The organism is Comamonas antarctica (genome assembly GCF_013363755.1).
GTDB lineage: Bacteria > Pseudomonadota > Gammaproteobacteria > Burkholderiales > Burkholderiaceae_C > Comamonas > Comamonas antarctica.
This window is the reverse complement of the sequence record NZ_CP054841.1, coordinates 384,215-398,150: the sequence shown is the minus strand read 5'-3', so window position 1 is coordinate 398,150 and position 13,936 is coordinate 384,215. Positions and strand designations below refer to the sequence as shown.

The 13,936-nt window shown below is 67.6% G+C and carries 11 protein-coding genes; 9 read left to right on the top strand and 2 right to left on the bottom strand.

What is annotated here, in order from left to right; genetic code table 11:
- Positions 1–52: 52 nt before the first annotated feature.
- The 4 genes from HUK68_RS21170 (at position 53) to HUK68_RS21155 (ending at position 4,809) form a co-directional block, all read left to right on the top strand.
- Entirely contained in the window at positions 53–1,216 is a 1,164-nt protein-coding gene (locus HUK68_RS21170) for a CaiB/BaiF CoA transferase family protein (protein ID WP_175506223.1), read from the top strand.
- A gap of 71 nt (positions 1,217–1,287) precedes the next feature.
- On the top strand, positions 1,288–2,265 hold the full coding sequence (locus HUK68_RS21165; RefSeq protein WP_175506222.1) for a Bug family tripartite tricarboxylate transporter substrate binding protein: 978 nt from the start codon (positions 1,288–1,290) through the stop codon (positions 2,263–2,265).
- Positions 2,266–2,275: 10 nt separating this feature from the next.
- The gene (locus tag HUK68_RS21160; RefSeq protein WP_175506221.1) at positions 2,276–3,049 is read left to right on the top strand and encodes an enoyl-CoA hydratase; all 774 of its coding nucleotides are present in this window, start codon (positions 2,276–2,278) and stop codon (positions 3,047–3,049) included.
- Between the two features lie 881 nt (positions 3,050–3,930).
- Positions 3,931–4,809 carry a protein-L-isoaspartate O-methyltransferase family protein gene (locus HUK68_RS21155; protein WP_175506220.1) on the top strand — a complete coding sequence of 293 codons (879 nt, stop codon included), beginning with the start codon at positions 3,931–3,933 and terminating at the stop codon, positions 4,807–4,809.
- A gap of 154 nt (positions 4,810–4,963) precedes the next feature.
- On the opposite strand, the gene HUK68_RS21150 is transcribed toward HUK68_RS21155, so the two are convergent.
- Together HUK68_RS21150 and prpR are read right to left on the bottom strand one after the other, a co-directional pair.
- Complete coding sequence (locus HUK68_RS21150; protein ID WP_175506219.1) at positions 4,964–6,688, bottom strand: tannase/feruloyl esterase family alpha/beta hydrolase; 1,725 nt, start codon at positions 6,686–6,688, stop codon at positions 4,964–4,966.
- Positions 6,689–6,777: 89 nt separating this feature from the next.
- The gene (gene prpR / locus HUK68_RS21145) at positions 6,778–8,721 is read right to left on the bottom strand and encodes a propionate catabolism operon regulatory protein PrpR (RefSeq protein ID WP_244146375.1); all 1,944 of its coding nucleotides are present in this window, start codon (positions 8,719–8,721) and stop codon (positions 6,778–6,780) included.
- A 164-nt stretch (positions 8,722–8,885) separates the two neighbouring features.
- On the opposite strand from prpR, the gene HUK68_RS21140 reads away from it, so the two are divergent.
- From HUK68_RS21140 to HUK68_RS21120, 5 genes are read left to right on the top strand one after another with little or no spacing between them, the layout of a single operon-like run.
- Positions 8,886–10,085, top strand: coding sequence for a CaiB/BaiF CoA transferase family protein (locus HUK68_RS21140; protein ID WP_175506217.1), 1,200 nt, complete (start codon positions 8,886–8,888; stop codon positions 10,083–10,085).
- Positions 10,082–10,996, top strand: a complete 915-nt coding sequence (locus tag HUK68_RS21135; protein WP_175506216.1) for a hydroxymethylglutaryl-CoA lyase — start codon at positions 10,082–10,084, stop codon at positions 10,994–10,996. The genes HUK68_RS21140 and HUK68_RS21135 overlap by 4 nt, the downstream gene beginning before the upstream one ends.
- A gap of 38 nt (positions 10,997–11,034) precedes the next feature.
- Entirely contained in the window at positions 11,035–12,030 is a 996-nt protein-coding gene (locus HUK68_RS21130) for a tripartite tricarboxylate transporter substrate binding protein (RefSeq protein WP_175506215.1), read from the top strand.
- A gap of 6 nt (positions 12,031–12,036) precedes the next feature.
- Entirely contained in the window at positions 12,037–12,900 is an 864-nt protein-coding gene (locus HUK68_RS21125) for an isocitrate lyase/PEP mutase family protein (RefSeq protein WP_175506214.1), read from the top strand.
- 32 nt (positions 12,901–12,932) lie between these two features.
- Positions 12,933–13,928 carry a Bug family tripartite tricarboxylate transporter substrate binding protein gene (locus HUK68_RS21120; RefSeq protein ID WP_175506213.1) on the top strand — a complete coding sequence of 332 codons (996 nt, stop codon included), beginning with the start codon at positions 12,933–12,935 and terminating at the stop codon, positions 13,926–13,928.
- The last annotated feature ends 8 nt before the right edge of the window (positions 13,929–13,936 follow it).

Here is a 13,936-nt window from a genome sequence, read left to right as displayed (position 1 = left end):
ATTGACCCCCTGTGCGCGCGCTCCAAGAATGCAGCCATGTTTTGGAGATGCAATGCTTGCTGATGCGCTGGAAGGGGTCCGGGTCGTGGATTTGTCGCGAATCCTGGCGGGGCCGTGGTGTACCCAGAATCTCGCCGATCTGGGCGCCGATGTACTCAAGGTGGAACGCCCGCAGACCGGCGACGACACGCGCAGCTGGGGCCCGCCCTTCGTCGAGGGCGCGCAGGGCGAGAAGGTCGCGGCCTATTTCCTCGCCTGCAACCGCGGCAAGCAGTCCGTGACGCTGGACTTCGCCCAGGCGGCGCAGCGCGCATGGCTGCTGCGCCAGATCCAGGATGCGGACGTGCTGGTCGAGAACTACAAGGTCGGCACGCTGGCGCGCCATGGCCTGGACTACGCGAGCCTGGCGCAGCTCAATCCCCGGCTGATCTATCTGTCGATCACCGGCTTTGGCCAGAGCGGCCCGTTCGCGCACAAGCCCGGGTACGACTACATCTTCCAGGGCATGGGCGGGCTGATGGGCTATACCGGCATCGCGCCGGGCGAGGCCGGCGCCGGGCCGATGCGCACCGGCGTGGCGGTGGTGGACCTGATGACCGGCATGTATGCGACCAGCGCCGTGCTGGCGGCGCTGGTGCAGCGCGCGCGCACCGGCCGCGGCCAGCATCTCGACATCGCCTTGCTCGATGTGGCCGTGGCGATGAATGCCAACCAGGCCGCGAACTATCTGGTGTCGGGGGAGAACCCGGGCCGCATCGGCAACACCCACCCCAATCTCGCGCCCTACGAGGTGTTTGAGTGCGCGGACGGCCACATCATCCTGGCGATCGGCAATGACCGGCAGTTCGCCGCCTTCTGCACGCTGGTGCAGTCGGACTGGCATCTGCGGCCCGAGTTCGCCACCAATGCCGCCCGCCTGACGCACCTGCGCGAGCTGCGGCCGCTGCTGCGCGCCGCGCTCGCGCCGCGGGCCGTGGCCGAACTGGGCGCGGCGCTCGATGCGAACGGCATCTCCTGGGGAAACATCCACACGCTGGAGCAGGTGTTCCAGCATCCGCAGGTCCAGCACCGGCAGATGCTGCAGACCGTCGCGCACCCGGATCTGGGCAGCCTGCGCCTGGTGCGCAACCCGATGCTGGCGCCGGGCACGCACAAGCCGGTGGCGCCGCCGCCCACGCTCGGGCCGGCCGCGCTGGCCGAGCTGCGGCCCGCCTGAAACCGCGAAGCGCCCGGCTGCGCCGCGGCCATCGCGCGGCGCGGCAAAAAGAACTTTAAAAGGAGACTGGAATGAAGCGTTTGAAATCCCTGTTGTCGCTGGCGCTGTGCGCCGCGGCGCTGCCCACGGCGCACGCCCAGGGCAGCGCGTCCTATCCCGAGCGGCCGATCCGGCTGATCGTGCCCTATGCGGTGGGCGGCGCCACCGATGTGATCGGCCGCGTGATGGCGCGCTATCTGGGCGAGGCCGTGGGCCAGTCCATCGTGGTCGAGAACCGCCCTGGCGCGGGCGGCAGCACCGGCTCGCAATATGCGTCCAAGCAGCCCGCCGATGGCTACACGCTGGTGATGATGGTCGAGAGCTCGCACGCGGTGAACCCGAATGTGTATGCCAAGCCGCCCTACGATCCGGTCAAGGATTTCACGCCGATCACCAACATCGCCAATGTGCCCGGCGTGATGGTGGTGAACGCCGCCGCGCCGTTCAAGACCGCCCAGGAGGTGATCGAGGCGGCACGCGCAAATCCAGCCAGGCTGAACTATGGATCGTCGGGCAATGGCGGGCTGAGCCACCTGAGCGGCGCGCTGTTCGGCAGCACCACCAAGACGCAGCTCACGCATGTGCCCTACAAGGGCCTGGGCCCGGCGCTCAACGACCTGATGGCCGGCCAGATCGATGTGGTGTTCGACAACATGCCCTCGTCGGGCGCGCTGATCGCGGGCAGGCAGTTGCGCGCGCTGGCCGTGTCCAGCCCCCAGCGCCTGGCCCAGTTGCCGCAGGTGCCGACCTATGCGGAAGTGGGGCTCAAACCCATGAACGACATGTCGTGGTACGGCCTGGGCGCGCCCGCGGGGCTCGACCCCGTGGTGCTGAAGAAACTGGCCGCGGCCGCCAAGACGGCGCTGGAAAACCCGGCGCTGGTCAAGACCATAGAGCAGCAGGGCGCGCTGGTGGACTACCAGACGCCGCAGCAGTTCCGCGCCACGGTGGAAAAGTCCAACCAGGCCTGGGCGCGTCTCATCAAGGACATCGGCTTTGAAAAACTCTGAAGGAAGCGCCATGCATTCGCAGATCAGCTATCCCACTCCCACCACGGCGGTGCTGACCATCACCGATGCCGGCGTGCTCAATGTGCTGGGCACGCCGGTGATCCAGAGCCTGATCCAGACGCTGGGCGAGCTCGCGCAAAACCCGCAGCTGCATTGCCTGGTGCTGCGCGGCTCGGGCGCGCGCGCCTTCATTGCCGGCGCCGACATCAAGGAACTGGCGAGCTTGACCGCGGCCAGCGGGCGCCGCTTCATCGGCGCGCTGCGCGACCTGTGCAACGCCGTGCGCCACTTCCCGGTGCCGGTCATCGTGCGCCTCGAAGGGCATACGCTGGGCGGCGGCCTGGAGCTGGCCATGGCCGGCGACCTGCGCATCGCGGCCGACACCGCGGTGGTCGGCATGCCGGAGGTCAAGGTCGGCATTCCCTCGGTGATCCATGCGGCGATGATGCCGGCGCAGATCGGCACCACGCGCGCGGCCTGGCTGCTGCTCACGGGCGAGAACATTGCCGCCACCCAGGCGCAGCAATGGGGCCTGATCAACGAATGCGTGCCCGCGGATCAGCTCGATGCCCGCATCCTGGAAGTGGCGGCCGGGCTGGCGCAGATCGGGCCGGTCGTGCTGCGCCAGCAAAAACGCCTGCTGCGCCGCTGGGAACGCATGGCGCTCGATGCGGCCGTCGATGACAGCATTGCCGAGTTCGGCGCGGCGTTCGACACCGGCGAGCCGCAGCACCACATGCAGGCCTTTTTGCAGCGCAAGCAGGCCGCAGCCCGGAACCGCTGACGAGCCTGGGGCGGCCATCGCCCGCAGCCGCGCGGGACCAGGCGGCGGCAGGCGGGCGCCCGATGGGTGAGAAGACGGCGCTGGCCTTCAATGTCGGCGCGCCGTCGATGCCGCCCTCGCAGGCGCTGAACTGCATCTTTCCGCCCAGCTGGCATGGTCATCAAGCACCAATGCAGAGCAGAGTAATGTATTTGCCATTTACAGCTGCGTGGCAACGCCTTGTTGCTGGATTTTCACGCGAAGACAGCAGGGGCGCTCAAGCAAGTTGGCCCCGGAAAGGTTTGAATGGCGCAATATCTCTATGCCGATGTGATTGAAGACTTCGTCTTATATTTTTCTGTAATCAAGAGAAGGACAATTTGCCGAGTGTGTGCCATTGTTTGTAGCGTTATTGGCGCTATTTGATAATTTTTGTGGAGGCACTAAAATGGGACAACATGTACTGAATTTCAGCATAAATACCGATTATGCAACCCCAGAAAAGGATACAGTTGTCGAGTTGCATATGGCGTTGAGCATTCCCTTTGGCGATCTGTAGAAGTTACAAAACTGGTTGCAATGCAACGACTGGGCGTCTGCCAGGCAGTATCTGACTTCAAAGTATCCTGAACATCGAAAGTGTCTCGAAGACTGGATGGCTGGGAGTGAAGCCAGAAGTCTGGAAAGAGAAAAACACAAGCTCATGGTGGCTGCTTAAGGGAAGCTTCAGGATGGCCTGGTCTTGAGTCAATATTGATTATGTCGTTGCGTAAGGTCCAATGGATACTGCGCGAAATCAACCGACTTGATTCCAATCAACCCATGCCTGAGCGGAACCTTGCGGCGCAAGAAATGGGAAGAAATACTCGACACTTGCTTTCCGGATAGAGGCACAGGCTTCGATGCTTCCATTTTCGCAACTCGACGCTGTCCGCGCAGTCTTCGCCAGGCAAATCCTGGCGCTGGCCAATGCGTCGGAAAACAAACGCCTGGAGCAGGCCTTTGCAAGCATTGCGCGCGAGCGATTCCTGGGCGCAGATCAATGGCAAATTCTTACGCCATGGAATGGCTATACGGCGCTGCAGGAGAATGATCCCGCATTGATCTATCAGGATGTCGTCATTGGTCTTGACCCAGAGCGTGGGGTCAACAATGGCAGTCCCGTGCTCCATGCGCGATGGATGAATGCCATGCAGCCGAAGGCGGGCGAAATTGTGGCTCACATTGGAGCGGGGGCGGGCTACTACACGTCCATTCTGGCGCAGCTCGTCGGCCCCACGGGCAAGGTGCTGGCGGTGGAATGCGATGAAAAGCTGGCTGCCCGGCTGGAAATCAATCTCGCTGCTGCTGCCAATATCGAGGTCATTCGCGCCGATGGCGCTTCGCAGCCGGAATGTCCCGTCGATGCTGTTTACGTCAATTACGGCGTGGCTCGCCCTGCTGGCCGCTGGCTTGAAAATCTCAGGCCGGCGGGGCGGCTGGTTTTGCCGCTCGGTGTACCGCAGATGCATGCCACTTTGCGGGTACGCGTCGTCAGGCATGGTATCGGCTTGATGGTCACGCGAAAGAATACCGGTTTCGCGGCAATGTCCCTGGGCGAGGCGTCGTTCCTGTTTGCACATGGATTGCCGCGACCTGATGCGGACATTGACGCACTGCGCAAGAGTCTCGCAACCGGGCAGGACCGTCGCATTCGCAGCCTGATCTGGCGGAAAAATGCGAGCGGCTCCGCCTGGTTTGAGGGCCAAGACTGGGCGCTGTCATTCGACGAACCGGCTTAGGCAGCGTTCGCGGCATCCGGCAGGCTCGCGGCGCGCCGCCGGGCGGAACCACTACCCCATTCTGACTGGCGCGAAAGCGCAAGAACGGTGAAATGGTCCTGTGCGGCGGTGTCTGGGATTCCCTGCCCGCGGGCTGCGTGGTGGCGGATGGCCGCTACTGCGTCGAGCAGCTGAAGCTGGCCGCCAGGTTGACGTCGCCGCTGCCGTTGTAGCGCGGGTAGCCCGGGTAGTCGCACAGCGGCCGGGTACGGCCGGGCACGCCCACCGTATCAGTCACGGTCTGGTTCGGTGGCAGCGTGCTTTTCTCGACCCAGTTCTCCAGCGTCGACAGCGAGTCCCAGGAGGCATTGAAGACGGTGCTGACCGCATGCCCATAGCCCGGGATCTCGTAGTAGCGCAGGAAGCTGTCGGCGCGCGCCTGGCCCATGGCTGCGCGCACGCGGTCGACGTATTGCGCGGTGGCGCGCGTGCTGACCAGCGCATCGCCCGTGCCATGCGCGATCAGCATCTTGCCGCCCTTGGCCTGGAAGGCCGACAGGTCGGTCTTGTTGACGTCCTGCAGGCCGCTGAGTTCGCTGATGCGCGCCTGCCACGGGCCAGGGTTTTGCGGGTCCAGCGTCAGCGCATTGAAGCTCGCGTCGCGCGTCACGAAAAAGCGCACCCACTGGTCCCAGAAGATGCTGCCGTAGGGCGCGCCGACCGGCATCGGGCTCGCCGGCTGGAGCGTGCCCATGGACAGGAAAGTGACGGTGGTCTGCAGCGGGCTGGCGTTGGGAATGCCGAAGTCCGTGCCCCAGGTGTTGAAGCCCGGGTACTGGGTTTCGCCGCTGGCCAGCGGGTAGCCGAACGTGATCGGCGTGTTGATGACGTTGAACGCCGCGATCTGCGCGTCGGACAGGCAGCTGTCGCCGGTGTCCGCGCCGCCGGCGCAGCGCAGCGGCGCGCCGTTGACGCTCGCGGTCGCCGGGTTGAAGACCGCGTTGCAGGAGCGGATGTCGCTGATCAGCCCGTCGGCCACGCCGTCGAGCGCATCGCAGGCCTGCATTGCCGCGTCATAGAGCTGCTTGCGCTTGGCCGGGTTGGCATAGGCGCCGGGCTGCGCCAGCGCGCGCGTGATGCGGCCGAACTGCAGGTCGAGGCTCGCGGCCGCGCCCGCGGGGTACAGCGAAATCACGCCGTCCCAGTCCTGCGGCCACTTCTGCGCCACGGCCAGCGCCTCGCGCCCGCCCGTCGAGCCGCCGGCAAAATAGGCTTTTGATGGCGCGCCCGCGGCGTAGCGCGCCTTGATGATCGCCACGGCCGTGTCGCGCGTCTTCTTCAGCGCCTCGCCGGAGAAATTCCTCACGGCCTCGTCGTTGACGCCAAACGATCCGTCCTGGCTGCCCAGCGCGCCGGCCTGGTGGCCGGAGTCGCTGGCGAAGGTCGCATAGCCGCGGCCCAGCGGCGTGGCCTGGGCGGTGGGGCCGGCAGGCACGTTGCCGGTGACGGCCGGAATCAATCCGTTGTAGCCGCCGCCGCCGAACATCAGCGCCTTGTTGTTCCAGGTGGTGGGCAGCGCCACCTGCAGCAGGATCTTCGGCGCCGCCGGGTCGACCGGCGAGATCGCCGCGCTCACGCGGCAGAACTCGGGCGTGGCCGTGGCACCGCTGCCGGCCGCGGCCACCGTGGTGGCGGCCGTGACCAGCGCCCCCGTGGTGGGCAAACCGATATCGGCGGCCGCAATCGCCATGCCGTTGAGGTCGGCGCAGGCCTTGGGCTGGGGCGCGGGGGGCGGGGCCGGGTCGCTGCCGCCACTGCCGCCGCAGCCCACAAGCACGGCCGTGGCCGACAAGGACAGCCACCAGGCCAGGGGTCCGGGAACGCGCGCAATGGGTCGCATATCGTCTCCTTCGGTTGCTCAACTGCAGCACAGTGTCGGCAAGCGGCCTGGCGTGGTCCATCCACGTTTGTCCCTACCTATTTGGTAGCTCACGCGCCGTGTTCGCGCTGCCAGCGCCACAGCGTCGAGCGGCTCACGCCCAGCTGCCGCGCCGCGGCCTGGCGGTTGCCGCCCTGGGCCGCGAGCGCCGCGGCCACGCGCGCCGCGTTCAATGCGCCGCCACCGGCCGGTTCGGCATTGGCGTCGGCAAACAGCTCCGGCAGGTCATGCGCCAATTCGTCGTAGCGGATGTCGTCAAGGCGCTCGAACTGCATCAGGAACACCGCGATGCGCTCGCCCAGATTCTCCAACTCGCGGATATTGCCCGGCCAGTCGTAGGCGCGCAGCCGCGCCAGCAAGGGCGCGAGCGCGCGCGCCGCGTCGAGCGGCGTGCCCAGGCGCTGCAGGCAGCGCGCGACCTGCGCCAGGGCCAGCGGCGCGATGTCCTCGCGGCGCTCGCGCAGCGGCGGCAGCGGCAGGCGCAGCGTGTTGAGGCGGTAGAACAGGTCCTGGCGAAAGCGCCGCTCGGCAATCATGCCCGGCAGCGGCTGGTGCGTGGCGGCAATCACGCGCACGTCGACTGGAATCGCGCCGGTCGCGCCCAGGCGCGTGATCTCGCGCTCCTGCAGCACGCGCAATAGCCGCGTCTGCAGCTGCAGCGGCATGTCGCCGATCTCGTCGAGAAACAGCGTGCCGGTATGCGCGGCCTCGAACAGCCCGCGCTTGCCGCCGCGCCGCGAGCCGGTGAACGCGCCTTCCTCGTAGCCGAACAGTTCGCTCTCGAGCAGCGCTTCGGGAAACGCCGCGCAGTTGACAGCCACGAACGGCCGTCCCGCGCGCAGGCTGTCGTTGTGGATCGACTGCGCAAACAGCTCCTTGCCGACGCCGCTCTCGCCGACGATCAGCACCGTGAGATCGGTGCGCGCAAAGCGCCGGCCGGTTTGCACGGCACGCAGGAAGGCCGGGCTCTGGCCGATCAGGTCGCCAAAGCGGTGGCGCGCGGCGTTCTGGCGCCGGCCCTGCTGGATGCGCAGCCGCGTGTCGGCTTCCTGGATCGCGCGCGCGTCGTACAGCGTGAGCGCGGCGCCGACGATCTCGCCGTGTTCGCGGATCGGCGTGCGGTTGACCACCCAGTCGCGCTGCGCGAAGCGCTGCACGACGGCGCGCTCGACCTGGCCGCTGTCGAGCGTGGCCTGCAGCGACAGCTCGGGCTCGATGCGCTCGAGCCACTCGCCGATCGGCCGCGCATGCGCGGGCCCGAGCAGCTGCTGCATCGGCGGGTTGACGGCGATCACGCGGTTGTCGCGGTCGACGGCCAGCACCGCCTCCTGCAGGTTGTGCAGCACGCTGTTGAGCTGTTCGTAGCGCCCGGCTTCCAGGCGCGCGACGCGCGCGAGTTCGAGCGCGTCCTCGAAACCCTTGCGCACGCTGGCCAGCGAATAGGCCAGCAGCCCATGCAGGCCGGCCTGCTCGGCGAGTTCGACCACCAGGCTCGATCCGACGATCACCTCGAAGCCCGCGCGCCGCAGCTGTTCGAAGCGCTGGCGCGCATCGTCGGGCGTGCGGTAGGCATGCTGCATGACCTCGATGTTGAGCAGGTCCTTGACCTCATCGAGCTCGGGAATCGTCTGGCCGTACATCACCACGCCGACGCGGCTGGAGATGCGCCGCGCCTGGATCAGCGCCTGCAGCAGATCGAAGCCCGTGAGCTGAATGGTGGCCACGGGCGCCTGCAGGCCGGCGCGCAGGATGCTCGCGTTCGAGCCGGCGCTGACGAAGGCATCGACCAGGCCGCGCTCGAGCCGGTCGCGCGCAATCGCCAGCGCATCGCCAAAAGTGCCATCCAGCACCTCGATCTCGGCGCGGCCGGTGTATTCGGCAACGACTGGCATGGCAAAGCCGCGGATCTGCCGGTAGCTCACGAAGCACAGGCGCGGCAGGCCGCCGCTGCGCGCGGAGGCCGGGAAAAACGGGGCAGGGCGTTGGCTGGACATGTTGCATTGAAACATATTCTTGTTTCAGCGCTGTCGCAGTGCGACGCCCTGCGTTCACCGCTGGACTGCCGATCCATGGAAAATCAAGCACTTGCACGCATTCGACGGCCTGGCCCGGCTCTTGCAAAGAACCAGCATTGGCGAAACTTCGAAAGAGATTGAACGTGGCACTCGAACACATCACCGTGCTGGATTTGACGCACATGCTGTCGGGCCCCTATGGCACCATGCTGCTCGCCGACCTGGGCGCGCGCACCATCAAGGTCGAGCCGCCGGGCAGCGGCGAAGGCACGCGCCGGCTGCTGGAAAACGACCCGCATTACTCGCGCGACGGCATGGGCGCGTACTACCTCACGCTCAACCGCAACAAGCAAAGCGTCTGCGTCGACCTGAAGAGCGCCGCCGGCAAGGCGGTGTTTCTCGACCTGGTGCGCAAGGCCGACGTGGTGTTCGACAACTTCAGCGTTGGCGTGACCGAGCGGCTGGGCATCGACTACGCCGCGCTGTCGGCCGTCAACCCGCGCATCATCACCTGCTCGGTCACCGGTTTCGGCCAGACCGGGCCGCAGACCCAGCGCCCGGCCTTCGACCAGGTGGTGCAGGCCATGGGCGGCGGCATGTCGATCACCGGCACGCCCGAAACCGGCCCGACGCGCAGCGGCATTCCGATTGGCGACCTGGGCGGCGGCGTGTTCGGCGCGATGGGCGTGCTGGCCGCGATCGTCGAGCGCGACCACACCGGCCGCGGCCAGCATGTCGACATCTCGATGCTCGACGCGCAGATCTCCCTGCTCAACTACATGGCCACCATGCACCTGCTGTCGGGCCATGTGCCCGAGGGCATAGGCAACGGCCACTTCGTGCACGTGCCCTACAACAGCTATCCCACGGCCGACGGCCACGTGATCATCGCCTGCATCGGCGACCCGTTCTTCGAGCGCTTCGTCGACTTCATCGACCTGCCGGCGCTGCGCAAGCCCGAGTACCGCCAGCAGCCGGTGCGCCTGGCGGCCAAGGCCGAGATCGATGCGCTGGTCAGCGCGGCGCTGCGCCAGCAGCCGACCGCGCACTGGCTCGAGCGCCTGCGCGAGGCGCGCATTCCCTGCGGCCCGGTCAACAACTTCGAGCAGGCCCTCAACGACGCGCAGGTGCTGGCACGCGACATGGTGGTCGAGGTCCCGCTCAAGAGCGGCGCCAGCGTGCGCATGCCGGGCAACCCGATCAAGCTCTCGGGCGCGGACAAGGGCCGCGCCTTCACCCGCCCGCCGGCGCTGGGCGAGAACACGCGCCAGGTGCTGGGCGAGTTCGTCGGCTATACGCCAGCGCAGCTCGAAGCGCTGCAGGCCGAAGGGGCCATTGCATGAGCGCGCAGTTACAGGAGCAGATCCACATCACCGATGTCGCGCCGCGCGACGGCCTGCAGAACCAGGCCATCCATCTGGCCACCGCCGACAAGCTGCGGCTGATTGAATTGCTGGTCGATGCCGGTGTCGCCAGCATCGAGGCGGCCAGCTTCGTCTCGCCCAAGGCGGTGCCGCAGATGGCCGATGCCGCCGAGCTGCTGCCGCAGGTGCAATCGCGCTTTCCCGCGCTGCGCACCTCGGTGCTGGTGCCCAATCTCAAGGGGCTGGAGCGCGCGCACGCGGCCGGCGCGCGGGAGATTGCCGTCGTGCTCTCGGCGTCCGAGACCATGAACCGCAAGAACATCAATATGGGGCTGGACCAGGCCTGCGAGGTCAGCGAACAGACCCTGGCCGCGGCGCGCGCGCTGGGCTTGCGCACGCGCGCCTATGTCGCCGTGGCCTTCGACTGCCCGTTCGAGGGCGCGACGCCGCTCGATGCCGTGCTGCGCCTGGCGGCGCGCATGCATGCCGCGGCGGCCGACGAGATCGTCATTGCCGACACCATCGGCTCGGCCGCGCCGGGCCAGGTCAAGCAGCGCCTGGGCGCGCTGCGCGGCGTGGTGCCGGTCGAGCGCTTGGCGGTGCATTTCCACGACACGCGCGGCATGGGCGTGGCCAATGCCTGGGCCGCGCTCGAAGCCGGCGTGCGCCGCTTCGATGCCAGCGTCGGCGGCATCGGCGGCTGCCCGTTCGCGCCCGGCGCCGCCGGCAATGTGGCCACCGAGGACCTGGTGCTGATGGCCGAGCTCAGCGGCTTCGCCACCGGCATCTCGCTGCCGGGCCTGGTTGCGGCCGTCGATTTCGCGCAGGACCGATTGCAGCGGCCGCTGGGCGGACGCGCCATCACCTGGCTGCGCCGCCCGCGCAGCTGATATTCCCCCGCCATAGAACACATAAACCGGAGACAAGCATGGCAACGCACTTCAACCTTTCCCATCCCAACCGGCGCGAGCTGCTGGCCGGACTCGCGTCGATGGCCGCCGCCGGCGCCAGCGCAAGCGCCTGGGCCCAGGGGCCGGCCAGATACCCGGCCAAGCCCGTGACGCTGGTCGTGCCGTACTCGGCCGGCGGCGGCACCGACATCGTCGGGCGCCTGGTCGCGCAGCGCCTCACCGAGCTCTGGGGCCAGTCGATGGTGGTGGAAAACCGCAGCGGCGCCAACGGCGTGATCGGCTCGAGCAGCGTGGCGCGCGCCGCGCCCGACGGCCACACGCTGATGCTGGTGGTGGGGTCGCACGCGATCAACCCGGTGCTGATGAAGTCGCTGCCTTACGACACCGACAAGGCCTTCACGCCGATCACCAACATCGCGAGTTCGCCCTCGGTGCTGGTGGTGCAGGCCAATGGCCCCTACAAGACGCTGCCCGAGCTGCTGGCCGCGGCGCGCAAGGAGGAACTGGGCTGCGGCTATTCCGAGGGCCTCACGCGCCTGACCGGCGAGCTGATCCGCCAGGCCGGCAATTTGAAGCTCACGGGCGTGCCCTACAAGGGCGGCGCGCCGATCATGGTCGATATCATTGGCGGTCACCTGCCGATGGGCGTGACCAGCGTGCTCACGGCGCTGCCGCATGTGCGCTCGGGTGCGCTGCGCGTGGTGGGCGTCGCGGGCGAGCGCCGCATGGCGCTGTTCCCCGAGGCCATGACCTTCAAGGAAGCGGGCCTCGAAGGGGTCGAGTCGCTGAGCTGGTATGGCCTGTTCGGCCCGGCCGGCGTGCCCGCGCCCATCGTCGCGCAGCTCAACCAGGACCTGAAGAAGATCACCGCCGACCCGGCGCTGCAAAAGCAGATGCACGACCAGGGCGCCGACATCATGCTCACGCCGCCGGCCGAATTCCGCAGCTTCCTCGCCAGCGAGACGAAGAAGTGGGCGCAGGTCGCGCAGCGCGGCGGCATCAAGGCGGAGTAGGCCGCCATGGCCAACCCCATCCTGCGGCAAAAGCTCGAGCGCGGCGAATTCATCGTCGCGCCCGGCCTGCATGACATGATTGCCGCCAGCGTCGCCAACAAGGTTGGCTTCGACATCGTCTACGGCACCGGCTACTGGCTCACCGCCTCGAGCCTGGGCCTGCCCGACGCGGGCATTGCGACCTACACGCAGATGCTCGACCGCATGGCGACGCTGGTGCGCACCAGCCAGGGCGCGGTCATTGCCGACGCCGACACCGGCTACGGCGGCCTGCTCAACGTACACCACACGGTGCGCGGCTACGAGGCCGCGGGCGTCACCGCCATCCAGCTCGAGGACCAGGAGTTTCCGAAGAAATGCGGCCACACGCCGAACAAGCGCTGCGTGCCCATGCAGGACATGGTCGACAAGATCAAGGTGGCCGCCGCCGCGCGCGAAGACCAGGAGAACTTCCTGATCATCGCGCGCACCGATGCGCGCGCGTCGCTGGGCGTCGACGAGGCCATGCGACGGCTCGAGGCCTATGCCGAGGCCGGCGCCGACATCCTGTTCTTCGAGGCGCCCCAGTCCGAGGAGGAGATGCGCCGGGCCTGCGCCGCGTTCGACACGCCGATGCTGGCCAACATGGCCGATGGCGGCAAGACGCCCATCCTGCCGGCAAAAGTGCTCGAGGAAATCGGCTTTGCATTGGCGATCTATCCCTCGCTGACCAGCCTGGCCGCGGCCGCGGCCATGGAACGCGCGCTGACCCAGCTCAAGGCCACCGGCGTGGGCCCGGGGCCCGACGTGCCGCTGTTTGATTTCCAGGAGTTCTGTGGCCTGATCGGCTTCCAGGAAGTCTGGGATTTCGACCAGCGCTGGGCACGCTGAGCATTCAAAACCTAAAAGACGGAGACAAGCCCATGACGAATCGCTACCACGCCCCGCGCCGCCGCCTGCTGGCGCTGGCCGGCGCCAGCGCCTTGCTGGCCGGCCTTGGCGCCACGCCGGCGCAGGCGCAGGACTTTCCTTCCAAACCCATCCGCCTGGTCGTGCCCTTCACACCGGGCGGCGTGACCGACACCGGCGCGCGCGTCGTTGCCGAGCGCCTGGGCGCGCGGCTGGGCCAGCAGGTCGTGGTCGACAACCGCCCCGGCGCCTCGGGCAACATCGGCACGCAGGCGGTCGCCGGCGCCGCGCCCGACGGCCACACGCTGGTGCTGGGCTTCGACGGCACGCTGGTCATCAATCCGCATGTGTTTGCCAAGGTACCGTTCGACACGCTGCGGGACTTCGTGCCCATCAGCAAGATCGGCGACACGGCGCTGGTCATCGTCACCCATCCCTCGGTGCCGGCCAAGACCCTGCCCGAGCTGATTGCCTATTCGAAGAGCCTGGGCGGCGGGCTGTCGTACGGCAGCTCCGGCACGGGCGGCACGCCGCACATCGCCGCCGAGATGCTCAAGGTCAAGACCGGCGCGAAGTTCGTGCATGTGCCCTACAAGGGCGGCGGCCAGGCGCTGGCCGATGTCGTCGGCGGCCAGCTGCCGATGCTCTACACCGCCGTGGCCGGCGCGCTGCCCTTCATCGAGCGCGGCCAGGTGCGCGCCATCGCGATCTCCAGCGCGCAGCGCCTGGCCTCGCTGCCGGAGGTGCCAACGGTCGCCGAAACCGTGCCTGGCTTCGAGGTGAGTTCGTGGATCGGGCTGCTCGCGCCCGCGAAGACGCCCAAGCCGATTGTCGAGCGCATCCAGCGCGAGCTGCATGCGGTCGTCAACGAGCCTGCGGTCAGGGAGCGCCTGGCCAAGCTGGGCATCAGCGCCGTGGGCAGCACGCCCGCGGAGTTCACCCAGCAGATCCAGGCCGACCTGAAGAAATACGCGCAGGTGGTCAAGGACGCGGGCATCAAGATCGAATGACGCCCGCC

Excerpts from the sequence above, each read along its gene's own strand:
- HUK68_RS21170 (WP_175506223.1), top strand. The coding sequence starts at position 53 with ATGCTTGCTGATGCGCTGGAAGGGGTCCGGGTCGTGGATTTGTCGCGA.
- HUK68_RS21165 (WP_175506222.1), top strand. The coding sequence starts at position 1,288 with ATGAAGCGTTTGAAATCCCTGTTGTCGCTGGCGCTGTGCGCCGCGGCG.
- HUK68_RS21160 (WP_175506221.1), top strand. The coding sequence starts at position 2,276 with ATGCATTCGCAGATCAGCTATCCCACTCCCACCACGGCGGTGCTGACC.
- HUK68_RS21155 (WP_175506220.1), top strand. The coding sequence starts at position 3,931 with ATGCTTCCATTTTCGCAACTCGACGCTGTCCGCGCAGTCTTCGCCAGG.
- HUK68_RS21150 (WP_175506219.1), bottom strand. The coding sequence starts at position 6,688 with ATGCGACCCATTGCGCGCGTTCCCGGACCCCTGGCCTGGTGGCTGTCC.
- prpR (WP_244146375.1), bottom strand. The coding sequence starts at position 8,721 with ATGTCCAGCCAACGCCCTGCCCCGTTTTTCCCGGCCTCCGCGCGCAGC.
- HUK68_RS21135 (WP_175506216.1), top strand. The coding sequence starts at position 10,082 with ATGAGCGCGCAGTTACAGGAGCAGATCCACATCACCGATGTCGCGCCG.
- HUK68_RS21130 (WP_175506215.1), top strand. The coding sequence starts at position 11,035 with ATGGCAACGCACTTCAACCTTTCCCATCCCAACCGGCGCGAGCTGCTG.
- HUK68_RS21125 (WP_175506214.1), top strand. The coding sequence starts at position 12,037 with ATGGCCAACCCCATCCTGCGGCAAAAGCTCGAGCGCGGCGAATTCATC.
- HUK68_RS21120 (WP_175506213.1), top strand. The coding sequence starts at position 12,933 with ATGACGAATCGCTACCACGCCCCGCGCCGCCGCCTGCTGGCGCTGGCC.